We start from the raw sequence: 21610 nt of genomic DNA on the forward strand, positions 1-21610 counted from the left end.
AAGGGCGACAACGCGCCTATCTTTGAGGGGATCCCGAACAGGAGATGCTTTTGTCATGAACAAGTCCCTCGCAGCCCTCACCCCTTTGCCTTTGCCGCGAGAAGTCTTGTCCCATGCCATCATCCATCTCCCTTTCCAATCTCGGTTGGTCCACGCCTGACGGCACCCCGCTTTTCACCCAACTCGATCTGAGTTTCGGCCCCGGGCGTACCGGCATCGTCGGCCGCAACGGCACCGGCAAGAGCACGCTTCTGCGCCTGATTGCAGGAGAACTGACCCCATCGGCTGGCCAGATCACGGCCACCGGAACATGCGCGCTGATGCGCCAGGAGGCGCTGGAGCGGCCCGGCGACACCATCGCCGACCTGTTTGGCGCGGCGTTTGCGCTCGACCTGATCGAGCGCGCCGGACGCGGCGAGGCGGCGGCCGGGGAACTCGCCGATGTAGACTGGACCCTGCCCGCCCGGATCGAGGCGGCCCTTGCCCGCAGCGGCCTCAGGGCCGGGCCGCGCACGCCCCTTGCCACCCTGTCGGGCGGCGAGCGCACCCGCGCAGCACTCGCCGGCCTGATCCTGGCCGAACCCGACATCCTGCTCATGGACGAGCCGACCAACAATCTCGACCGCGACGGACGCCGCGCGGTGATCGAACTGGTGCGCACCTGGCGGGGCGGCGCGATCATCGTCAGCCATGATCGCGGGCTTCTCGAGGAGATGGACGCGATCGTCGAACTGACCACGCTCGGCGCCTCCAGATATGGCGGCAACTACACCGCCTACCGGGAGCAGAAGGCCGGCGAGCTCACGGCCGCGGCCGTGGACCTGGCCCACGCGGAAAAGGCCCGCGCCGAGGCTGCGCGACGGGCGCAGCAGGCCGCCGAGCGCAAGGCGCGAAAGGACAGCGCGGGCCGCAAGTCGCGGGCGAAGGCTGACCAGCCCAAGATGCTGCTGGATGCGGCCAAGGCCCGCGCGGAGGCGTCCGGCGGCGCCGGCAGCCGGTTGCGCGACGCCCGGCGCGAGGACGCCGAGCGTGCGCTGACCGCCGCCCGCGAGAAGGTCGAGGTGCTCGACCCGCTGCGCATGCAGGTGGCGCCGACCGGCCTTGCCTCCGGCAAGCTCGTGCTCAGCCTCGATCGGCTCACCGGCGGTCACGATCCGGACCACCCGGCAATCCGAAACCTGTCGCTGACCGTCACCGGTCCCGAACGGATCGCCATCGCCGGCCCGAACGGCAGCGGCAAGACCACGCTGATCCGCCTGATCACCGGGCAGATCGAGCCGCTGGGCGGGCGGGTGCAGGTTCCCGCCACATGGGCCTTGCTCGACCAGCATGTCGATCTGCTCGACCGCGGCGCCACCCTGCGCGACAATTTCATGCGCCTCAATCCCGGCGCAACCGGACAGGGCGCGCATATGGCCCTTGCCCGATTCGGCTTTCGCGCGTGCGACGCCTTGCGCCCCGCCCGCGATCTCAGCGGTGGCGAAAGGCTGCGCGCCGGGCTTGCCTGTGTCCTCGGCGGCACCCCGCCGCCGCAGCTTATGATCCTCGACGAACCGACCAACCATCTCGATCTTGCGGGAATCGAGGCGCTCGAAGCCGCGCTGGCGGGCTATGACGGGGCCGTGCTGGCGGTCAGCCACGACCAGGCCTTCCTGGCCGCCTTGCAGCCCGACAGAATCCTGCATCTCGAAGAGCAGTGAGAAGCATGGCGGGCCCCGGCTCTTGCCGCCCCGCCAACGCAAAAGGGCCGCCCCGAAGGGCGGCCCTGAACTTGGAAATCCGGGTGGAAGCCGGTTAGCGCGAATAGAATTCGACGACCAGGTTCGGTTCCATGACGACGGCGTAGGGCACGTCGCTCAGCGTCGGGATGCGCACGAAGGTCGCGCTCATCTTGTGATGATCAACTTCGATATATTCCGGCACGTCGCGCTCGGCGAGCTGCGAGGCTTCGATCACGAGAGCCAGCTGCTTGGACTTTTCCTTGACCGCGATCACGTCGCCGGCCTTGCAGCGGTACGAACCGATGTTGACGCGCTTGCCGTTGACGGTGACGTGGCCGTGGTTGACGAACTGACGGGCAGCGAAGATGGTCGGCACGAACTTGGCGCGGTAGACGATGGCGTCCAGGCGCTGCTCGAGAAGGCCGATCAGGTTCTCGGGCGTATCGCCCTTCATCCGGTTGGCTTCGTCATAGGTCTTGCGGAACTGCTTTTCCGAAATGTCGCCGTAATAGCCCTTGAGCTTCTGCTTGGCGCGCAACTGCACGCCGAAGTCGGAGAGCTTGCCCTTGCGGCGCTGACCGTGCTGGCCGGGACCGTATTCGCGGCGGTTGACCGGGGACTTCGGACGGCCCCAGATGTTTTCGCCCATGCGGCGGTCGAGTTTGTACTTGGACGATTCGCGCTTGCTCATCGCATTTCCTTTCAAAAGGTTGCTCCGGCCTGTTGCCAAACCGGATGAAGGAAACGCGCCCTCCTCTGGCCCCCGTTTTCGGGACCTGACAGAACGGTTCACGCACGCATTGTGACAAACCGTCCACGGGACACGTAAGAAAACGCGGGAACCGATCGGCCCTCGCGCTGGCCGGGTGTCTAGAGCATCGGGCCGCAGCTGTCAACGCCGCCGTCCGCCTGTCGCCTCAAAGCTGCGGTAACGGCACCTATTCCCGTGGCCTGCGCGCTTCGTTATAGCTTGGGTTCCCGCCAGAAGGATAGTTTTCCATGACCGATACCGTTCTCGACCGTTTCCTGCGTTATGTCGTCATCGACACCCAGTCCGACGCCTCCTCCTCGACCCAGCCCTCGACCGCCAAGCAGAAGGATCTCGGCCGCCTGTTGGTGGACGAGCTGCTGGCGCTCGGGCTCAAGGACGCGCATATGGACGAGCACGGCAACATCTACGCGACCGTGCCGGCCAACACCGACAAGGACGTGCCGGTGATCTGCTTCTGCTCGCACATGGACACCGCGCCGGATTTCACCGGTACCAATGTCCGCCCGCAGGTGCTCAGGAACTACCAGGGCGGCGACATCACGCTGCCGGGCGACCCGAGTCGCATCATCAGGATGAGCGAGCATCCCGATCTCGCCAACCAGATGGGCCATGACATCGTCACCACCGACGGCACCACGCTTCTGGGCGCCGACGACAAGGCGGGCATTGCCGAAATCGTGAGTGCCGCCGCCACGCTTCTCGCCACTCCCGAGATCCGCCACGGCGCGATCCGGCTCCTGTTCACCACCGACGAGGAGATCGGCCGCGGCGCCGACAAGGTCGACCTCGACAAGCTCGGCGCCGCCTTCGGCTACACCCTCGATGGCGGCGTGATCGGCGAGGTCGAGGACGAAACCTTCTCCGCCGACGGCGTCGAAATCGAGATTGTCGGCGTCGCCCAGCATCCGGGCACCTCCAAGGGCGTGATGGAGAACGCGATCAAGATCGCGGCCGACATCGTCGCGCGTCTGCCCAGGGACCTTGCACCGGAGAGCACCGAAGGCCGCGAAGGCTTCATCCACCCGACCGGCATCTCCGGCACCATGGACCGGGCGCGGCTCGGCTTCATCATCCGCGATTTCGTCAACGAAGGCCTCACCGAAAAGGAAGACCTGCTCAAGACCATCGCCGAGGACGTGATGACCGCCTATCCCGGCTCGACCATGCGCTTTGCCGTGACCGAGCAGTACCGCAACATGAAGGAAGTGCTCGACCGCCACCCGGAGGTGATGGACAATCTCATGGAAGCCGTGCGCCGCGTCGGGCTCGAGCCGGTCACGCATTCGATCCGCGGCGGCACCGACGGCTCACGCCTGTCCTTCATGGGCCTGCCCTGCCCCAACATCTACACCGGCGGCCATTCCTACCACTCGCCGCTCGAATGGATCAGCGTCCAGGACATGGAAAAATCCGTGGCCACCATCGTCGAACTGGCAAAGGTCTGGGAAGAGCGGGCGTGAGCCGGACCGCCCAGAACCAAGCCCAAATGAGGAACTAGTCGACATGGCCTGCTGCAGCTTACGCATTCTCCCCTCTAGTATAGCGCACCAGGTGTTGATGCCGAGGACCGGATAAACCTTCTTCTCGGCCCTATAAGCTGACTGCCCCAATTTACGGCAGGATTATGCGGCGCCGGCTGAGGCCTTGATACCACAACAGTCAGAAAGACACCCACGTCCTGCGACCGCGTGCCACGCCCAAGCGCCCGCCCGGCAACTTGGATTTCATGTAAAAAAAGGCAAATATACTCACGTCAACCTGAGGATGCTCTCCTGCAATCGTACTTTCCAAGAAAGACGATTGCGTATTATTCCAACAGGGAGGCTTGAACACCATGACAAAACCTGTTTCAGGAAGGCGACTGCGCGATCTGTTTGCGGCGACGATACTTGGTGCCGCATTTCTGGCCGGCGGCACGTTCGCAGCCAACGAGCCGGCGTTTTCACAAGAATCTCAAACTGTCCAGGGCGTCACTCCTTGGCAGGCACAGCGGGAGATCCAAGACTTCATTGATAGGTTCGTCGATGCGCAGAAATCCTTCGGACGGAGCAAGCTGGGCAGCAATGATTTCTCGGTGCGGACCAAGGTCGAGGGGCTCACACGCGTCTACAATGAGGAACTGGGCGCGATATGGGTCGCTCAATTCTCAGGCGCAATCCTGCCTGCCGTCTACAATTCAGACGCCGAGCAAGGCTATGCACACGGTATCCTGAAGATCTATTTTGACAAGACCAATGGCATCCAGGTGGTGGTGAACGAAGGTCAAGGCCTCTGGCAGATGCAGCAGAAGACGGGGATCCTGTATGAGGATCTGCCCGAATATCCAGGATCCTGGAAAGAGTGGGGCGGGCCAGGCGAAGAGCCCGAACCCGTCGCCGAAACAGCCGCACCAGCTTCGTCTCCGAGCCAGCCGAACCAGTTGTCTCCGAGCGGCCATTCAGGGGATCAGAGCATGACCGAATTGGGCAGCCGCGTGAAGGAACTGGGGGCCAGACTTGATGAACTTAAGCGATCGGGTGGCGACAGTTCTGAGATTCAGGCGGTGTACGAGGCCTGGCTAGCCGCCAAAAGGGAATACATGGAAGCTGCGCAGTAACGCCATGCAAGGACATCAACCGATCTCAATGAGGATCGCGCCTCCACCCGGTGTTCATGATCGGGTGCGTCGCCGCTACGCGCGCAGCCTGGCCGCATCATCCCTTCTGCAACAGGACGATGGGACCGCACCGGCAGAGCGCTGGCGCAGTCCCGCCAGGCCGTCAGATTCGTCCCATGAGCACGAGAACGAGCAGCACGATGACAAGAAGGCCGAGCACGCCGACGCCGCCGTGTCCGAAGCCGTAGCCGTAGCCTCCGAAGCGGCCGCTGAAGCCGCCAAGCAGCGCGATGATAAGGATGATGAGCAGAATGGTGCCGAGCGTCATGCGATTTTCTCCTGTGCGTGGCGCCGACCTCGACAAGAACTGGGGCCAGGACCCGGATCGGCACGTCTCAACGCGGGCAGGTTTGAATGGTTCCCTTGCGCGTCGATCCCGACTTGCGAAAGCCGCCTTGTGAGTGCCGCCGGCGACCGGCGCTTGCCGGCCTCTGCGTTGGACTGACGGATCGGGGCACCGACGGCTTGCAGCATCCCCCGCTGACGCGGTGATTGCGACCGGACAGAAAGCCTTCAGGCCGCTTCTGCAGGCCAGCCAGTGGCGCCCGGCGGCAGCGCTACAGACCGACCTCGCCATCCTCGCCGAGCGCGTCGGCGATGAAGCGGTCGGGATCGGACGTAAATGTCCAATAGAGCCTGAAATGCTCCGTGTCCTGGTAGTTCACCTCGTCGATGCCGTGCCGGGTGATCTCGAGCAGGCGGGCCCCGGGCAAGGCCATCAGGATCGGCGAATGGGTCGCCATGATGACCTGCGCCGCGGCGCGCTCCTGGATGCCGTGCAGGATGCGCAGCAGCTCCAGCTGCCGCTTGGGCGACAGGGCGCTTTCCGGCTCATCCATGAAATAGATGCCCTGCCGCGACATCCGCTCCTCGAAAAACCGGACGAACCCCTCCCCGTGGCTCCAGGACAGGAAATCCGGGGGCGGCCCGGACATCGGGTCATCGAGCGCGGCGACATCCAGATACCGGGCGACGGAAAAGAACGTCTCGGCCTTGAAGAACCAGCCGGTGGTCACCTTTGGCAGCCAGGCGCCGCGCAGCACGTCGGCCAATGCCGCGCCGCTTCTGTCGAGCGCCCGCTCGTGATCGACAGGGCGGTAGCCCTTGCCGCCACCGGCTTCGTCGAAGCCGCAGAGCGCAGCGATCGCCTCCACCAGGGTTGATTTTCCCGTGCCGTTTTCGCCGATGAGAATGGTGACCGGGGTGGAAAAGCGAAGATCGAAGCTGTCGTCGCGCAACCAGGGCAGATCGAACGGATAGCCGGTCTTGCCCGCGATCTTGTCCTCGACAAGCGTCAACCGCTTCAGAAATGGCGCCGGCAGCCGGGTCTGTCGTTTGTCGCGGGCCAATCGCTCACCCTCAAGCCTGGAAGCCGGACGTTACTCCGCGGCTTCCGCATTCCCGGCCTCGTCGTCCGGCGCATCCGCGGCGCCCGGCGCGGTTTCGGCCTGCAAGTCTGGAAGGCCGACGATGCGTTTTCCGGAATGGTCGGCATGGACGATGATCAGGCCCTGCTCCTCGAAATAGCCGAGCAGCCGACGTGCGCGCCGGGCCGAGTGGGTGCCATAGGCGCGGGCGATGCGCGCGTCCGACGGACAGGGCTCGCCCTTGATCGCGGCATGCGCGAGCATCAGGAACACGCCCTGCAGGTCTTCCGTGACGGTGGCCGAGAGCGTGAGCGCCGTGGCCCAGACCTCGGTTTCCGCGGTTTCGGCATCGACCCCGGAGCGGGCGATGGCCACGCGGCGGCGGAATTCGCCAAGCGGCATCGGTGAGCCCGGCACGCGCCGCATCCTCAGCCGCACCATGAAATCCTGGTAGAGCGCCGCATCGGTGCGGTAGCCCGATTGCGGATCGGCGAGAATTTCGGTCAACACCGCGTCCACCCGCCGCTCGCGCTCGTCCGCATCCATTTCGGGCGCCGAGGCGTCGCGGCCGGGCCGCGGTGACGGCTGGTCGCTCAGGGGCGTGGCGCGGGACAGTTCCGCCAAAATGTCGGTGGTGGGACGCGGCGCCGGCCGTACCCGGCGCTGGGCCAGACGCGTGAGTTCCTCCGGATCCGGCGTGAAGATCAGGTCCTTGAGATCCTCCACATCGGCGGGCGCTTCGGGCATCGGCATCAGCTTCGGGCTCGAGGACCGTGCCTGCGTCTCGACCGCGCCGATGGCGATCGGCAGCGGCCGCCGCGACAGCGCCGGGCCAAGACCCACGAAATTGCCGCGCTGGAGATCGCGGAACATTTCCGCCTGGCGCCGGTCCATGCCCAGGAGATCGGCCGCACGCGCCATGTCGATGTCGAGAAAGGTGCGGCCCATCAGGAAGTTCGAGGCTTCCGCGGCCACGTTCTTGGCGAGCTTGGCAAGCCGCTGGGTGGCGATCACGCCGGCGAGCCCGCGCTTTCTGCCACGGCACATCAGGTTGGTCATCGCGCCGAGCGACATCTTGCGCGCGTCTTCCGAGACGTCGCCGCCGGCCGCGGGCGCGAACATCTGCGCCTCGTCCACCACCACCAGCACCGGATACCAGTGCGCATGCTCGGCATCGAACATCGCGTTCAGGAAAATCGCCGCAGCCCGCATCTGCTGCTCGACTTCCAGGCCTTCGAGCGAGAGCACGCAGGAGACGCGGTGCTTGCGGATGCGGCTGGCGATGCCGGCGATCTCGCCTTCGCTGCGCTCGCCCTCGACCACCAGATGACCGTATTTCTCCGACAGCGTGACGAAGTCGCCCTCGGGATCGATGATCACCTGCTGCACCCACTGCGCCGATTGTTCGAGCAGGCGGCGAAGCAGATGCGACTTGCCGGAGCCGGAATTGCCCTGCACCAGAAGACGGGTGGCGAGCAGTTCCTCGATGTCGAGCTTGGCCGGCTGTCCGCTGGTCAGGCTTCCCATGTCAATTCCGACCTTCACTCCGGCTTCACTCCCAAGATTGAACGCGGGACGGCCCGCAACCGGGTCGCCCATAAAAATCGGCCACCGCACTCCCTAGCAGAAATTATCCGCCACGATTGCGGCGATCCGGGAAATACACAGAAATTCGAGGAATTTCGAGGGGTCGTCTAGGAGAAGAACCAGCGGCTGGCTTCCCGCCGCGCCTCCCGGCGGCTGACGCCGATATCCTTGAGCAGGTGGTCATCAAGTTCACCGAGATGCAGCCGTTGCCGCCGCCGGTCGCAGGCGCGGGCCAACCACCGTCCGAGCGACCATACCACACGTGCCCCCGCAGCAAAGCCCGCCTCCGGCCTGGCGGCGCCCTCCTGGCTCGTCTGCTGGCACAGGGGCAATGCGGTGGGTCGGGTCTCGCTGGTCATGATGTCGCTCCGTTGGCTGAAGCGACCACCTAGCCCGGCGCATGCGGGCGATGCTTCGGCCGTGGCCGAAGCATCGGAGGATGACGCGGCAAGCTGCAGCCGCTAGGGTCCGGGCATGACAAACCAGGCAAGCGCAACCACGATAGCCGCCATCGCCGCCCTGATCGGCGACATGGCCCGGGCCAACATCCTTTCGGCGCTGATGAGCGGCAAGGCGCTCACGGCGACGGAACTCGCCCATCACGCGGGCGTCAGCGCCCCGACCGCCAGCGCCCATCTCGCGCGGCTGGTCGACGGCCATCTGATCGCAGTCGAGAAACAGGGCCGCCACCGCTATTACCGGATCGCATCGTCTGCGGTCGCCGACGCCTTCGAAAGCCTGTCCCATCTCGCAGCCATCGGCCCGAAACGTCACCGGCCCACCGGCCCGCGCGACCTCGCCATGCGCCAGGCCCGCACCTGCTACGACCACATGGCAGGGCGACTGGCCGTTGCCATGACCGATGCGCTGATCGCGCGCGGGCTGATCGTGGTCGAGGACCGCTCCGGCCTCGTCACCAATGACGGCCGGCGGTTTTTCGCCGATTTCGGCATCGAGCTCGATCCGAAGCCGAAATCCGCCCGGCCGCTCTGCCGCACCTGCCTCGACTGGAGCGAACGGCGCATGCATCTGGGCGGCCGGCTCGGCGCGCAGTTGCTCGACCAGTCCCTCAAACGACACTGGGTCCGCCCGTTGACCGACAGCCGCGCGCTCGGCATCACCCGCGACGGCGAGCGCGGCTTTCACGAAACCTTCGGCCTTCCGCTGGATCTGCTGGCGCCGCCGCGTTGATTGCCGGCCTCAGCCGGCGCTCAGTCCGAAGCCGTGCATCAGCCGCTGCACGTTCTGGTCCGGGTTGCCCGAGGTGAACACCACCGTGTCCTTGTCGTCAGGCAGCGCGTCGCCGCCCGGCAGCGTCTCGACGATCGCGAGCGCCCGGCGCGCGATCGCCTCGGCCGGATCGATCCAGTCGACCGGCCACGGCGCCATTTTGCGCATGCGGTTGACCAGAAACGGGAAATGCGTGCAGGCCAGCACCACGATATCGGTCTTGCGGCCGTCCTGCTCGACGAAGCAGGGCGCGATCTCCGCGCTCACCGCCGCCTCGTCGACAAAGCCCTTGCGCATATAGGTCTCGGCCAGGCCTGCGAGATTTTCCGACCCCACCAGCCGCACATGCACCTTGCCGGCATAGTCGCGGATCAGGTCCCTTGTGTATTGCCGCTTGACGGTGCCAGGCGTCGCCAGCACCGAAACCAGGCCCGAGCGGGTGCGCTCGGCGGCGGGCTTGATCGCCGGCACGGTGCCGACGAAAGGCACCTCCGGAAACGCCTGCCTGAGCGCCGACAGCACGATGGTCGAGGCGGTGTTGCAGGCAATCAGCGCCAGCGCCGGCCGGTGCGTTTCGATCAGGCCGGAAAACAGCGCGACGATGCGGTCGCGCAGGGCGTCTTCCTCCCAGGCGCCATAGGGAAAACCCGCATCGTCGGCGACATAGACGAAGCGCCGCCCGGGCATGATCACGCGCGCCTCGCGCAGCACGCTCAGGCCGCCGATGCCGCTGTCGAAAACCAGGACCGGTCCGTCGCTCATTCCTCAGTCTCCCCGTGATCGCGCAGCGCGTCGCCCTCGTCCGGCTGTCGTGTGCGATCAAACTTCTCAAATGAGGCGAAAAGACCGCGCAGCAGATTGATTTCCGCGGTCGAGAATCCGGGCCGGGTCAGCACCGCACGCAGATTGTCGACGGTCTTCATGCGCTTGGTTTCGGAGCGGAAATAGCCGCGGGCATCGAGCCCGCGCTCGATCTGGCCGAACAGCCCGTGCAGGTCGGCCTTGGGGGCTGGCGTGACCTCGGGCCTCGCGAAGGCGGTCTGGTGCGGATCGGCGAGCCCCGATTTCATCCATTCATAGGACATCAGCAGCACCGCCTGGGCGATGTTGAGCGAGGCATAGGCGGGATTGACGGGAAAGGTGACGATCGCGTCGGCAAGTCCGACCTCCCAGTTGCGCAGGCCGATGCGCTCGCGCCCGAACAGGAGGCCGGTCTTTTCGCCCGCATTTTCGCGGCCGCGCAGGGCTTCGCCGGCTTCGACCGGCCCCACCACCGGCTTGTGCCCGTCGCGCGGCCGCGCCGTGGTGGCATAGACGAAATTGAGATCCTCGAGCGCCTGTTCGAGGGTCTCGAACACCACCGCGCCCTCGATCACATGGTCGGCGCGCGAGGCGGCGCTGACCGCCTTGTCGTTGGGCCAGCCGTCGCGCGGATTGACGATCCTGAGATTCGACAGCCCGAAATTGGCCATGGCGCGCGCCACCATGCCGATGTTCTCGCCAAGCTGCGGCTCCACCAGCACGATGGCCGGCCCGCCGGTGATCAGTTCCCGGTTTCTGTCGGTTCCCGCCATCTAAGCTTCTTCCCGGTCCTGTTCCGCCCATTCGCGCGCAAGCAGGGCATAATAATATTCCTGGTCCCACTCGCCCTTGAACAGCGCATGCTCGCGAAAATGCGCCTCGCGGCGCATGCCGAGCCGTTCCATCAGCCGCCAGGAGGCAGCATTGCGCGCATCGCAACGGCCGAAGATGCGGTGCAGCCCGCACGGGCCGAAGCCGAAGCCGAGCACCGCGCGCGCAGCCTCGGTGGCATAGCCCTGCCCGCCGAAGCCCGGATGGAAGGTGAAGCCGATCTCGCCCTGGCGCGCCTCCCTGTCCCGGAAAAACAACACCATGTCGCCGATCAGGGTTCCGTCCTGCTTGAGCGTAACGGCAAACACGGCGCAGTCCTCGCCCTGCGCTGCCATGTGCTGACGCACCCAGTCGTCCACTTCCGTGGCCACCTCCTCGCGCGTGCGCGGCTCCCAGAACTGGAACCGCGCCACCGCGTCGAGCCGGTGGTAGGCATGAACGGCGTCGACATCGGCGGAAGAAAACGGGCGCAGCCGCAGCCGGGCTGTGTCGAGGAAATCTGTCATGGCGGCCATCCGGTGGTCAGGGGCGACAGCACTACTGCCGCATCGGCCGACAATCAAGGTTCGCGCTAGGACACTGCGCTGAACACCAGCGAGGCATTCACCCCGCCGAAACCGAAGGCATTGGACAGGACATGGGTGAGCTTCTTGCGTCGCGGCACCTTCGGAACCAGGTCGAAGCGGGCGGCCGCCTCGTCGGGGTGATCGAGATTGATCGTCGCCGGAATGATCCCTTCGCGCAGTGCCATGATGGAAAACACCGCTTCGATGGCGCCGGCCGCGCCGAGCAGATGCCCAGTCGAGGATTTCGTCGCCGACATCGGCAAGTCCTGCCCCCGTCCCGCGAAGACATGGCCGATGGCGGCAATCTCGGCCGCATCGCCGACCCCGGTCGAGGTCGAGTGGGCGTTGATGTAGTCGATCTCGCCGGGCGCGAGACCGGCCATGGCCAGCGCGCTGCGCATCGCCTTCTGGGCGCCGATGCCGTCCGGGTGGCCGGCGGTCAGATGGTAGGCGTCCGCCGACGTGCCGTAGCCCGACAGGATCGCCAGCGGTGTGGCGCCGCGCCCGCGGGCATGGCTCAGCCGCTCGATCACCAGCATCGCGGCGCCTTCCGACAGCACGAAGCCGGCGCGCGCCTGATCGAAGGGCCGCGAGGCTCGTGCGGGGTCGTCGTTGAAACTCGTGCACAGCGCCCGTGCGGCCGCGAAACCGCCGATCGAAATCGGATCGACCGAACCTTCGGCCCCGCCGCAGACCACCACCTCCGCCTCGCCGGTGCGGATCAGCCGCATGCCATCCCCGATCGCCTGTGCCGACGCCGCGCAGGCGGTGACCGGCGCCCCGATCGGGCCGGTGAACCCCTCGCGGATGGAGATCCACCCGGCCGCCAGGTTCGCAAGGAACGCCGGCACGGTAAAGGGCGACAGCCGCCCGGGCCCGCGCTCCTGGATCGTCGTCGCCGTCTGCGCCATCAGCGGGGAGCCGCCAACGCCAGTGCCGACGATGGTGGCGGTCGCGTCACGCTCGGCGGCGCTTTCCGGCTTCCAGCCTGCCTGCGCCAGGGCCTGCGTCGCCGCCGCGATCCCGTACTGGATGAACCAGTCCATCTTCTTGATGTCCTTGGCCTCGATCCAGTCGCGCGGATCGAACCCGTCCGGATCATCGGCCTTTGAGGGAACCAGCCCGGCGATGGTGCTGGCAAAGGCGCTGACATCGAAGCGGGTATTGGCCACCACGCCGCTCCTGCCGGCAATCAGCCGCGTCCAGGCCGTCTCCACGCCAACGCCCAGGGGGCTGACGACGCCCATTCCCGTCACCACGATCGGATCCAGATTCATTTGATTTGCCTTCTGTTGCTATTACACGGGTGTATCTACACTATGCATGTTGAAAAAAGGCCGGAAGAACGCGATGTCAGCCGGCCGTCAGGGTCTTGAGAGCCGACAGCAGATGGTCGGATTGCAAGGGTTCGAGCAGTCCCCTCACTTCGGCCTGCGCCGCCTGCCAATGCGGCACAAGTTCGTCGGCCAGGCGCTCGCCTTCCGGCGTCAGCCGGAACCTGCGGCCGTTGCCCTTCTCCGCCGGCGCCGCCAGGACCAGCCCCTTGCGCTCAAGCAGGTCGAGATTGCGAATCAGGGTCGTCCGGTCCATCGCGATGCGCTCGGCCATGTGGCTCACCGGTTCATCGCGTCCCTGCCGCAGCACCATCAGGACCGAGAACTGCACCACGGACACGCCAAAACGCTGCAACCGCGCATCGTATCGGCGGGTCATGGCCCGCGCGGCCATCACCGTGTTGAGCAACACGCAGTCGGAAAAGTCATATGCCATTCGCGCACCCTACCGTGTATCTACACCTTGTCAACCACACGCCAGCGCCCAAGCCCCTGCGCCGGGGCCCGCCTGCCCGGTCTTGCCTCCGCAGATCGCGACTACCCACAGGCCGCTCCCGTGGCCGCGCGTGCGTGTTGTGCGCCCGCGTGGCTTTTGTTAAGAGAGGCGCAAATTCAACGGACGGCTTCGCGCCTCCCCCCACGACAACGCTCTCAAAAGGTCGATAAAGTATGGCGAAGATCAAAGTTGCAAATCCGGTTGTGGATCTCGATGGCGACGAGATGACCCGGATCATCTGGCAGTTCATCAAGGAAAAGCTGATTCTGCCCTACCTCGATCTGCCCATCGACTACTACGACCTTTCGGTGCAGTACCGCGACGAGACCGACGACCAGGTCACCGTCGACGCGGCCAACGCCATCAAGAAGCACGGCGTCGGCATCAAGTGCGCGACCATCACCCCCGATGAAGCCCGCGTCGAGGAATTCGGGCTGAAGAAGATGTGGCGGTCGCCCAACGGCACCATCCGCAACATCCTCGGCGGCGTGATCTTCCGCGAGCCGATCATCATGAAGAACGTGCCGCGCCTGGTGCCGGGCTGGACCAAGCCGATCATCGTCGGCCGTCACGCCTTCGGCGACCAGTACCGCGCCACCGACTTCAAGTTCCCCGGCAAGGGCAAGCTCTCGATCAAGTTCGTGGGCGAAGATGGTGAGACCATCGAGCACGACGTGTTCGACGCTCCTTCGGCCGGCGTCGCCATGGCGATGTACAACCTCGACGATTCGATCCGCGATTTCGCCCGCGCTTCGTTGAATTACGCGCTGATGCGCGGCGTGCCCTGCTACCTGTCGACCAAGAACACCATCCTCAAGGCCTATGACGGCCGCTTCAAGGACCTGTTCGAGGAAGTCTACGAGGCGGAGTTCAAGGAGCAGTATGCCGAGGCCAAGATCTGGTACGAACACCGCCTGATCGACGACATGGTCGCCTCTGCGCTGAAATGGTCCGGCGGCTATGTCTGGGCCTGCAAGAACTACGACGGCGACGTCCAGTCCGACATCGTCGCGCAGGGCTTCGGCTCGCTCGGCCTGATGACCTCGGTGCTGATGACGCCGGACGGCAAGACCGTGGAAGCCGAAGCCGCCCACGGCACGGTGACCCGTCACTACCGCCAGCACCAGAAGGGCGAGGAAACCTCGACCAACTCGATCGCCTCGATCTTCGCCTGGACCCGCGGTCTCGCCCACCGCGCCAAGCTCGACGACAATGCCGAGCTCGCAACCTTCGCCGAAACGCTGGAGCGGGTCTGCGTGCAGACCGTCGAATCGGGCTTCATGACCAAGGACCTGGCGTTGCTGATCGGCCCCGACCAGCCCTGGCTGTCGACCACCGGCTTCCTCGACAAGATCGACGAGAACCTGCAGAAGGCCATGGGCTGACGCATGGCCGCCGGCCCCGTCGCGACCCTCAAAAGGCTGTGGCGGTCCAACCGGTGGCTCACTCTCGGGTTCATCCTGACCATCACGCTGGCGCTGGTGTTTCTCATCCGCGCCAGCGTTTTTTTTGTCTATTGGCAGGCCCATGCCGACGAGCCGATCGAGGGCTGGATGACGGTGCGCTATGTCGCCAAGTCCTACCGGGTCGCTCCCGGGCTGGTCCATGACGCGATCGGCCTGCCGCCGACCGGCCCGGACCGCCGGCCGCTGATCAAGATCGCCGAGCAGCAGGGACGCAGCGTCGAGGCGCTGGCTGGAGAGATTCTGGCCGCGGTCGACCGGGTGCGGCGCAACCGTGGCCAGGCTCCCCCGCCCCATGAGCCGCAGCCCCCGTCGGAAACCCCGGCCCCCGCGCGACCATGACAGAGCAGGTGCTGGAACTGCTCACCGTCTACGGGCTGCCCGCCGCCGCCCTTGTCCTGGCGATCGGGCAGCTTGGCTTTCCCCTGCCCACGTCGCTGGCGCTCTTGATGCTCGGCGCGCTCGCCGCCAATGGCGACGCGGACATCGCGCAGGCCTTCCTCTGGGCGACCGCCGGCGTGCTGGCCGGAGACCAGTTGGGGTACCTGATCGGCTGGGCGATCGCCCGGTCGGCCGAGGACCGCAAGGGCGCGCTCGGGGCGCTGGCGCAGAAGGCGGCCGCCACAAGGCCCTTCATCGACCGCTGGGGCTCGTCGGGCGTGTTCCTGTCGCGCTGGCTGTTCACCGCGCTCGGCCCGGCCATCAATGTCGCCGCCGGCATCGCCCGGATGAACTGGAGCGTGTTCACGCTCTGGAGCGTCGCCGGCGAACTTCTGTGGGTGTCGATCTATATCGCCCTTGGCCACAGCTTCGGTTCGAACATCGAGACCCTTGGCGGGATCCTCGGCAACATGTCGATGGCACTGGCGCTGCTCGCGCTTGCAGCCTGGCTCGGCTGGCTGCTGCTCAAAACCATCCGCAAGGCCAGGGCGCGCCACGACCCGACCGGAAAGGACGACAGGAATGTCTGATCCTCAGGCACCAGCCGACCCGGGCCTGCCGGTGCTGATTGGGGCGGATTACAGCGTCTATACGCGCATCTGCCGGCTGGCGCTTCGTTTGAAGGGCGTGCCCCACGCGTTCGAGCAGCTGGACGTGTTCGGCCCCGGCGGCGCGGACAAGGCGCGCGCGGCCGGCCAGCCTTTCGGGCGGATCCCGGTGTTGAGGCACGGTGCGCTGCGTCTCTACGAAACGCTGGCGATCACCCGCTATGTGGACGAGGCCTTCGATGGACCACCGCTGCAGCCGTCTTCGCCCCCCGATCGTGCACGCATGAACCAGATCGTTTCGATCGTCGATACGGGCGTCTATCCCGCGATCGTCTGGGGCCTCCACGTGCCCGTGTCGGAGGGCCGGGAGCCGGCCGCAGGAAGCATGGCCCGCGCGCAAACCGTGCTCGACGCGCTCGAGGCACTTGCGGGCGCGCCCTGGCTCATGGGCCCCAGGCCCACGCTCGCCGACTGCTACCTCGCCGGCGCAATGGGCTACGTGCTCGAAAGTCCCGCGGCACCGGCCGTGACGCAAAGCTGCCCCCGGCTTGCGGCCTGGTGGTCCCATGCCGAGGCCCGGTTGCCGCTGACGAGAGAGGGGTATGGCGTCCATCCGGAGCGATGAGAAGTCTGGACTGTCCCACAACAAATTCCAGAAGAGCTCCGGATGGACGGCGTCAAGTATGGCGCAGGCGGCGGGCCGCGTCGAGGGCGCAACGGGCTTTCGCACGCCCCCGGCGCGGCCGGCCGGCTCAGGCCAGTTGCATGTGGATTTCCGTCATCAGGTCGGGCGGCGCCGTGTCGACCGGGCCGTTGAGGTAGCGTTCCACCGCAGGAGCCGGCCCCGCCGCCTCCCCGCTTTCCGCAAGCCACTGCCCGAACAGCCATTTGTAGGCCTTGCCGAGTTCGCCATAGGGCCCCTTGTGGGTGAGGACGGCATAGCGCCCGGCCGGCAGCACGCAGGTCTCAAGGCCATCGGGCGCGCTCGTGCCGGGCCTCAGCACCATCCCCGCGATCGAGCGCAACGCGTCGGGCGGGGTGATGTCGGGGTCGCAATAATAGGCCGCGGCCATGCCGGCGGACTTTTCCCAGCCGCCATTGACCGCAAGCATCGAGCCAAACCGGTCGAAGGTCGCGCCGATGTCGATATAGGGACCATTGTGGATCAGCCCGGCGATCGTGGTCTCCGGATGCTCTTCGATGCGGACGTCATACATGATGTCTGTCTCCTGCCATTCAGGATTGTCATAGCGCCGGTGACCGCCCTCGGCGCGGTAGCGAAGCGGCGACAGCCCGAAATCGCTTTTGAAGGCCTGGGTAAAGGCGCGGGCATTGGTGTAGCCCGAACGCCTGGCGATGGCCTCGACCGGATCCGATCCGGTGGCGAGGTCCGCCGCAGCCCGGTGCAATCTCAGGCGCCTGACGGTCTGCCACACGGTTTCCCCGGTCAGGCCGCGATAGGTGCGGTGCCAGTGGAAGCGGGACAGACAGGCAATATCGGCAAGCTCGTCGAGATTGAGCGGCCCGTCGAGATGGGCGCGAATGTGGTCACGCACCCGCTCGAGCCGCTTGCGGTAATCCCTGATGCCTGCGCTGCCTGCCATGCCGGTCCCTCCGTCGGTCGACAGACGTAACAGCACATCCCGACCGCATAAATCTTGCTGAGTTGCGTGGCCGCGCCGGCGGCCGGATCCAGTCTATCTGCGCGCGTCTCGGAATGCAGGCCGTCAAGGCATCGCGCTGCCATCTCACAAATGAGGCCCCGGGCCGATACCCTGGACACATGATCCCTCTCCCGCCCAGTCTGCGGCCGAATTCAGACAAAATCGCGAAGCCCGGCCCGACAAACGCGCGACTGGTACAAAATGCGGCCATTCCGGGACGAACGCGGCGTTAGCCGATATATCCCCGCGATTTTCCTTCACCTATAAAATTTCGCGGGAGAGGCGCCGTCATGCATGACCGGCCGGGACCGATCACGAACAAAAACCGTAATGATTTCAATCATCTTCAGTTTGAGATTCGGATCGCGGATCAACCGGAACCGACAGGGCAGCCATCCCGAGAGTTCGAGGAGAGCCGGACCGTTCGCAAGCGGCCTGTTGCTCCGAAACACCGATTTTTACAGTGCGACCATGCGGGGACCATCCATGGACTTTTCTTCGACCAGCAACGCCAGCCAGCGCAACCGGACCACGGGCCTGCACTGCGCCTGCCTTCTGACCGCGCTTTTTGCCTCGACCGCTCTGGCGTCGAGCCCGCTGATGGCGGCCGAACCCGTGCGCACCGCCACGCCTGCAATTGCGACGGCGAAGACGGCGGGCGCCGCCGCCGCGCCCTTGCAGCAGGACTCGGCACAGCTCGACACCGCGGAACTGGCCGAAGCCCTGGCCCTGGCAGCCTCCTACGGCAAGTCCTCGCTGATCGCCTCTGTCTACGAGAATGCGCGGATCACCCCGTTCCGGGCCGAAGCGGTGGCAAGCCGGGCGCTGGCCATCGCGCCCGGCCTTTCGCGCGAAATCAGGCTGGCGACCGATCTGGCGCTCAGTCAGGCGCGGAACGCGGGCTTTGACGCGGGTCTAAGCGGCACCGCATCCGGCAACGGCCTGCGTGCGGCCCTGGCCCTGCCGCCCGGCGCGGACAATGCGGTCGATCTCGGCAGCATGACCGAGTTCCAGCGCAACTGGGGCCTCGGCGCCATCGGCGCGGAGGAAGCCGTGAACCGCAACCTGACCGGCGCAGGCGTGGTGGTGGCCGTCGTCGATACCGGACTGGACATGCGCGCCAATGGCACGCCGCACTCCGAATTCACGGGCCGGGTCGACGAGCGGTCGACGTCGCTGTTCCACTGGTATGACCCGAACCTGGCGATTGCCGCGGGCGACGTGAACGCCGGCTTCGTCCGGCCCGAGACCGCGTCGTCCGACGGCAACGGCCATGGCACCCATGTCTCCGGCATCATCGCCGCGGCCGCGGACGGCAACGGCATGCAGGGTGTGGCGCCGGGAGCGACGATCCTCGCCATTCAGGCCCTCCCCTCGGTCATGCCTTCGGAAAACGTCGACGAAAGCGGCAATTTCGTCATCGACGGCGTCACCTACAACACCACGGCCCTCACCTATTGCGGCAGCGCGGTCTATCTCACGGACGAGAACCAGTGCAGCCAGGCCAACCCGGTGGGCATCGGCACCGACGCGGCCATTGCCTATCTGGCAACCCAAAGCGATGTCCGGATCATCAACGGCTCGTTCGGCCCGGATGCGGCCGAAGGCGAAACGTCCTGGGCGACCGGCGACCTGACGGCGGAAGCCACCGCCGTGCGGGCCTCGTTGATGGCCGGGCAGATCCTGACGATCGCGGCCGGCAACGAAAGGGCCAAGGCCCCGATCTACGGCGAGAACCCCTCGGGCATCGGCCTGTTCCCGTTCATCAATCCGGCCAATGCGGTAAGGACCAACTCGGCGGGGCAGCTGATCTATTCCGGCTCGGAAACCGCCGATTTCTCCGACATGACCGACGCCGCCCTGACGGCAGCGGAAGCCGCCGACGGCATCCAGCGTGGCCGGATCATCGTGGTGGTGGCGACGGATTCGCAGAAAGTGCTCGCCGACTATTCCAACGCCTGCGGCGTTGCCGCCGAATGGTGCATCGCCGCCCCCGGCGGCACCGATGACGACAGCGTCGAGCGGCCGATCCTGTCGACCTATACCGACGGCACCTACAAGGCGCTGCAGGGCACGTCGATGGCAGCCCCCCATGTCGCCGGCGCGCTCGCCGTGCTGATCGAAGCCTTCCCAACCTACACGCCGGCCCAGATCACCAACATCCTGTTCGAAACCGCCGAGGATCTGGGCGATCCGGGCACCGACGCAGTCTATGGCCGCGGCTTCCTGCGCCTCGACCTCGCGCTTCAGTCGGGGCCGGCCGGGCTCGATTCCGCCGATACCGGCACCTATGTCGCCGGCGCCGGCGGCACCGCGGACGACAAGTTGGTCTGGACCCGCCAGGTCAGCAGTTCCGGCTCTCTCGCCAAGCAGGGCGACGGCACGCTGGTGCTGTTGGGCAATGCGAGCTTCGAGCAGGGCGTGAGCGTCGACCAGGGCGAATTGCGGATCGACGGCAATCTGACCGGCGGGGCCGTCACCGTCGGCGCGGGCGCCACCATGTCCGGCAACGGCACCGTTGCGGCCAATGTCACATCGCGCGGCACCCTCGCCCCGGGCCAGTCGCCCGGCCTGCTGACGATCAACGGCGACCTGACGCTGATCTCCGGCAGCCAGACGAATATCGAGGTCGACGGCACCGCGGCCCAGGTCGGCGCCGGGGGCTTCGACCGGATCTCCGTCGAGGGAACCGGCCGCACGGTCAGCCTCGACGGCGTTCTGGCCCCCACCCTGCGCGGCATTTCCGGCTCGGCCACCAACAGCTTCACGCCGTCGCTGGGCGACAATTTCAGGTTCCTCACCCTGTCCGACGGCCAGATCGTCGGCTCCTTCGGGAGCCTGCTGCAGCCGACCGCAGGCCTGGCCGCCAACACCCGCTTCGACGTCGTCTATGGCGCCGACAGCCTGATGCTGTCGACAACGCCGCTGAGCTATGCCGACCTTCAGGGCTTCGGCGTTTCGCAGAGCGCTGCGGCCAAGGTGATCGGCGGCGCGATCGATGCGGCGCGGCCGGCGGCCGGCACCCGACCCGGGGCCGATCTGGCGGCGCTGTTCTCGAGCCTCTATCGCGGCGATGCCAATGCTGTCGCCTCCGGTCTCGAGCAGGCCACCGGCCGCATCTATGTCGACAGCGGCCAGTCCATGGTGTTCTCGGTCGGACGCTTCGCCGACGCGCTCTGGCAGCACCAGACGGAGCTGTCGCTGTCGGGCACGACGGACGGGGTCGCCGCCCGCTTCTGGTCCCAGGGCGATGTCTGGTTCGGCCGCAACAGCGATACCAAATCGGACAGCGCCAGCGCCTCGTTCGGCATGGATATTCCGCTCGATCGCGGATGGGTCGGCGGCGTGGTCCGCTACGAGGGCTCCAGTGTCTCCGCCGGCAGCGACGGCAAGGCCAGTATCGACGCCTACCAGGCCGCGGCCCATGGCCAGGTCGCCTATGGGGACGTCGAGCTGTCCGGCCGCGCGGGCCTGAGCTACGGCCGTCTGGATGTCTCCCGCCAGATCGGTTTCGGCGCGGGCGGCGCATCGCCGCTGACGGGCAAGGACAACGGCTTCGGCGGCTTTGCCGAAGCCACGGTGCAAAAGCGCATGGACCTGGGCGAGACCAAGGTCCTGCCCTCGCTCACCCTGGGCTACCGCGCATTCGGCTTTGACGGAACCACAGAAACCGGCGACGTGCTGCCGCTCGTCACCCAGGGCCAGACCTACCAGCAAGGTCACGTCACCGCCGCCGTCACCGTCGCCCGCAATCTCGATCTCGACAACGGCTACCAGCTCACGCCGCAGGCCACGCTCGGCTACCGCCGCGACCTCCTGGAGATCGCCGACCATGCTTCCGCCTCCGTGCTCGGCACCGGCTTCACCAGCCAGGGCCAGGCGATCGGCCGGGACGCGTTTGTCGGCGGCATCAAGCTGCAGGCCAGCAACGGCCATGGCCTGACATTTGCCACCGGCTATGATGTCGACCTTCGCGAAGGCGCCCAGCAGCACCGTCTGTCCGGCTCCTTCTCCCTGCGCTGGTAATGCGGCCAGGCAAGCAACGAGACGACAGGCCCGCGGCATTGCACGCCGCGGGTCTCTGCGCGTGATGGCAGCGCGCCCCGGCTCCCGCTCCGTCGCCTGCGCCATTG

Annotated in this window: 20 protein-coding genes; 9 read left to right on the forward strand and 11 right to left on the reverse strand. The window is 66.3% G+C overall.

Annotated features, from left to right (window positions below; genetic code table 11):
• Nucleotides 1-113: 113 nt before the first annotated feature.
• A complete protein-coding gene (locus tag AWJ14_RS05180; protein WP_066175828.1) occupies nucleotides 114-1700 on the forward strand; it encodes an ABC-F family ATP-binding cassette domain-containing protein in 1587 nt (528 codons plus the stop codon).
• A gap of 94 nt (nucleotides 1701-1794) precedes the next feature.
• Here AWJ14_RS05180 and rpsD read toward each other — a convergent pair whose 3' ends face one another.
• Nucleotides 1795-2412 carry a 30S ribosomal protein S4 gene (gene rpsD / locus AWJ14_RS05185; RefSeq protein ID WP_066175831.1) on the reverse strand — a complete coding sequence of 206 codons (618 nt, stop codon included), beginning with the start codon at nucleotides 2410-2412 and terminating at the stop codon, nucleotides 1795-1797.
• A 308-nt stretch (nucleotides 2413-2720) separates the two neighbouring features.
• Here rpsD and pepT point away from each other — a divergent pair, with 308 nt between their 5' ends.
• Nucleotides 2721-3953: a peptidase T gene (gene pepT / locus AWJ14_RS05190; RefSeq protein WP_066175834.1), complete on the forward strand. Its 1233-nt coding sequence runs from the start codon at nucleotides 2721-2723 to the stop codon at nucleotides 3951-3953.
• A 374-nt stretch (nucleotides 3954-4327) separates the two neighbouring features.
• The gene (locus AWJ14_RS05195) at nucleotides 4328-5089 is read left to right on the forward strand and encodes a hypothetical protein (RefSeq protein ID WP_066175844.1); all 762 of its coding nucleotides are present in this window, start codon (nucleotides 4328-4330) and stop codon (nucleotides 5087-5089) included.
• A 163-nt stretch (nucleotides 5090-5252) separates the two neighbouring features.
• Here the strand turns inward: AWJ14_RS05195 and AWJ14_RS05200 are convergent, their stop codons facing one another.
• From AWJ14_RS05200 to AWJ14_RS05215, 4 genes are all read right to left on the reverse strand, one after another.
• A complete protein-coding gene (locus AWJ14_RS05200) occupies nucleotides 5253-5417 on the reverse strand; it encodes a DUF3309 family protein (protein ID WP_066175847.1) in 165 nt (54 codons plus the stop codon).
• 289 nt (nucleotides 5418-5706) lie between these two features.
• Nucleotides 5707-6498, reverse strand: a complete 792-nt coding sequence (locus AWJ14_RS05205; RefSeq protein ID WP_066175851.1) for an AAA family ATPase — start codon at nucleotides 6496-6498, stop codon at nucleotides 5707-5709.
• 30 nt (nucleotides 6499-6528) lie between these two features.
• Nucleotides 6529-8061, reverse strand: coding sequence for a helicase HerA domain-containing protein (locus AWJ14_RS05210; protein ID WP_066175986.1), 1533 nt, complete (start codon nucleotides 8059-8061; stop codon nucleotides 6529-6531).
• A gap of 149 nt (nucleotides 8062-8210) precedes the next feature.
• The gene (locus AWJ14_RS05215; protein WP_066175854.1) at nucleotides 8211-8462 is read right to left on the reverse strand and encodes a DUF1127 domain-containing protein; all 252 of its coding nucleotides are present in this window, start codon (nucleotides 8460-8462) and stop codon (nucleotides 8211-8213) included.
• A 115-nt stretch (nucleotides 8463-8577) separates the two neighbouring features.
• Here AWJ14_RS05215 and AWJ14_RS05220 point away from each other — a divergent pair, with 115 nt between their 5' ends.
• The gene (locus AWJ14_RS05220) at nucleotides 8578-9294 is read left to right on the forward strand and encodes an ArsR/SmtB family transcription factor (protein ID WP_066175859.1); all 717 of its coding nucleotides are present in this window, start codon (nucleotides 8578-8580) and stop codon (nucleotides 9292-9294) included.
• Between the two features lie 9 nt (nucleotides 9295-9303).
• Here AWJ14_RS05220 and murI read toward each other — a convergent pair whose 3' ends face one another.
• From murI to AWJ14_RS05245, 5 genes are all read right to left on the reverse strand, one after another.
• Nucleotides 9304-10095 carry a glutamate racemase gene (murI, locus tag AWJ14_RS05225; RefSeq protein ID WP_066175862.1) on the reverse strand — a complete coding sequence of 264 codons (792 nt, stop codon included), beginning with the start codon at nucleotides 10093-10095 and terminating at the stop codon, nucleotides 9304-9306.
• Entirely contained in the window at nucleotides 10092-10907 is an 816-nt protein-coding gene (locus AWJ14_RS05230) for an RNA methyltransferase (protein WP_066175865.1), read from the reverse strand. Before AWJ14_RS05230 ends, murI begins: the two co-directional genes overlap by 4 nt.
• Nucleotides 10908-11471, reverse strand: coding sequence for a GNAT family N-acetyltransferase (locus AWJ14_RS05235; protein WP_245304137.1), 564 nt, complete (start codon nucleotides 11469-11471; stop codon nucleotides 10908-10910).
• Nucleotides 11472-11536: 65 nt separating this feature from the next.
• A complete protein-coding gene (fabF, locus tag AWJ14_RS05240; protein WP_066175871.1) occupies nucleotides 11537-12808 on the reverse strand; it encodes a beta-ketoacyl-ACP synthase II in 1272 nt (423 codons plus the stop codon).
• A gap of 76 nt (nucleotides 12809-12884) precedes the next feature.
• On the reverse strand, nucleotides 12885-13301 hold the full coding sequence (locus AWJ14_RS05245) for a MarR family winged helix-turn-helix transcriptional regulator (RefSeq protein WP_066175874.1): 417 nt from the start codon (nucleotides 13299-13301) through the stop codon (nucleotides 12885-12887).
• Nucleotides 13302-13534: 233 nt separating this feature from the next.
• Here AWJ14_RS05245 and AWJ14_RS05250 point away from each other — a divergent pair, with 233 nt between their 5' ends.
• From AWJ14_RS05250 to AWJ14_RS05265, 4 genes are read left to right on the forward strand one after another with little or no spacing between them, the layout of a single operon-like run.
• Nucleotides 13535-14746, forward strand: a complete 1212-nt coding sequence (locus AWJ14_RS05250) for an NADP-dependent isocitrate dehydrogenase (RefSeq protein ID WP_066175877.1) — start codon at nucleotides 13535-13537, stop codon at nucleotides 14744-14746.
• Between the two features lie 3 nt (nucleotides 14747-14749).
• Nucleotides 14750-15166, forward strand: coding sequence for a hypothetical protein (locus AWJ14_RS05255; RefSeq protein ID WP_066175882.1), 417 nt, complete (start codon nucleotides 14750-14752; stop codon nucleotides 15164-15166).
• The gene (locus AWJ14_RS05260; protein WP_066175884.1) at nucleotides 15163-15795 is read left to right on the forward strand and encodes a DedA family protein; all 633 of its coding nucleotides are present in this window, start codon (nucleotides 15163-15165) and stop codon (nucleotides 15793-15795) included. The genes AWJ14_RS05255 and AWJ14_RS05260 overlap by 4 nt, the downstream gene beginning before the upstream one ends.
• Nucleotides 15788-16438 (forward strand): glutathione S-transferase family protein, encoded by a 651-nt coding sequence (locus tag AWJ14_RS05265; protein ID WP_066175887.1) that lies wholly within the window; start codon nucleotides 15788-15790, stop codon nucleotides 16436-16438. The genes AWJ14_RS05260 and AWJ14_RS05265 overlap by 8 nt, the downstream gene beginning before the upstream one ends.
• Nucleotides 16439-16565: 127 nt before the next feature.
• Here AWJ14_RS05265 and AWJ14_RS05270 read toward each other — a convergent pair whose 3' ends face one another.
• Entirely contained in the window at nucleotides 16566-17417 is an 852-nt protein-coding gene (locus AWJ14_RS05270; protein WP_066175893.1) for an AraC family transcriptional regulator, read from the reverse strand.
• Nucleotides 17418-17963: 546 nt separating this feature from the next.
• Here AWJ14_RS05270 and AWJ14_RS05275 point away from each other — a divergent pair.
• Nucleotides 17964-21503, forward strand: coding sequence for a S8 family serine peptidase (locus AWJ14_RS05275; RefSeq protein WP_066175894.1), 3540 nt, complete (start codon nucleotides 17964-17966; stop codon nucleotides 21501-21503).
• Nucleotides 21504-21610: the final 107 nt, after the last annotated feature.

This window comes from Parahoeflea olei (assembly GCF_001703635.1).
Taxonomy (GTDB): Bacteria; Pseudomonadota; Alphaproteobacteria; order Rhizobiales; family Rhizobiaceae; genus Hoeflea; species Hoeflea olei.

What these genes read in the sequence shown, in the direction of transcription:
- fabF (WP_066175871.1), bottom strand. Translation starts at nt 12,808, where the DNA reads ATGAATCTGGATCCGATCGTGGTGACGGGAATGGGCGTCGTCAGCCCC.
- AWJ14_RS05275 (WP_066175894.1), top strand. Translation starts at nt 17,964, where the DNA reads ATGGACTTTTCTTCGACCAGCAACGCCAGCCAGCGCAACCGGACCACG.
- AWJ14_RS05270 (WP_066175893.1), bottom strand. Translation starts at nt 17,417, where the DNA reads ATGGCAGGCAGCGCAGGCATCAGGGATTACCGCAAGCGGCTCGAGCGG.
- rpsD (WP_066175831.1), bottom strand. Translation starts at nt 2,412, where the DNA reads ATGAGCAAGCGCGAATCGTCCAAGTACAAACTCGACCGCCGCATGGGC.
- AWJ14_RS05180 (WP_066175828.1), top strand. Translation starts at nt 114, where the DNA reads ATGCCATCATCCATCTCCCTTTCCAATCTCGGTTGGTCCACGCCTGAC.
- AWJ14_RS05200 (WP_066175847.1), bottom strand. Translation starts at nt 5,417, where the DNA reads ATGACGCTCGGCACCATTCTGCTCATCATCCTTATCATCGCGCTGCTT.
- AWJ14_RS05260 (WP_066175884.1), top strand. Translation starts at nt 15,163, where the DNA reads ATGACAGAGCAGGTGCTGGAACTGCTCACCGTCTACGGGCTGCCCGCC.
- murI (WP_066175862.1), bottom strand. Translation starts at nt 10,095, where the DNA reads ATGAGCGACGGACCGGTCCTGGTTTTCGACAGCGGCATCGGCGGCCTG.
- pepT (WP_066175834.1), top strand. Translation starts at nt 2,721, where the DNA reads ATGACCGATACCGTTCTCGACCGTTTCCTGCGTTATGTCGTCATCGAC.
- AWJ14_RS05245 (WP_066175874.1), bottom strand. Translation starts at nt 13,301, where the DNA reads ATGGCATATGACTTTTCCGACTGCGTGTTGCTCAACACGGTGATGGCC.
- AWJ14_RS05250 (WP_066175877.1), top strand. Translation starts at nt 13,535, where the DNA reads ATGGCGAAGATCAAAGTTGCAAATCCGGTTGTGGATCTCGATGGCGAC.
- AWJ14_RS05230 (WP_066175865.1), bottom strand. Translation starts at nt 10,907, where the DNA reads ATGGCGGGAACCGACAGAAACCGGGAACTGATCACCGGCGGGCCGGCC.
- AWJ14_RS05265 (WP_066175887.1), top strand. Translation starts at nt 15,788, where the DNA reads ATGTCTGATCCTCAGGCACCAGCCGACCCGGGCCTGCCGGTGCTGATT.
- AWJ14_RS05195 (WP_066175844.1), top strand. Translation starts at nt 4,328, where the DNA reads ATGACAAAACCTGTTTCAGGAAGGCGACTGCGCGATCTGTTTGCGGCG.
- AWJ14_RS05235 (WP_245304137.1), bottom strand. Translation starts at nt 11,471, where the DNA reads ATGACAGATTTCCTCGACACAGCCCGGCTGCGGCTGCGCCCGTTTTCT.
- AWJ14_RS05220 (WP_066175859.1), top strand. Translation starts at nt 8,578, where the DNA reads ATGACAAACCAGGCAAGCGCAACCACGATAGCCGCCATCGCCGCCCTG.
- AWJ14_RS05215 (WP_066175854.1), bottom strand. Translation starts at nt 8,462, where the DNA reads ATGACCAGCGAGACCCGACCCACCGCATTGCCCCTGTGCCAGCAGACG.
- AWJ14_RS05255 (WP_066175882.1), top strand. Translation starts at nt 14,750, where the DNA reads ATGGCCGCCGGCCCCGTCGCGACCCTCAAAAGGCTGTGGCGGTCCAAC.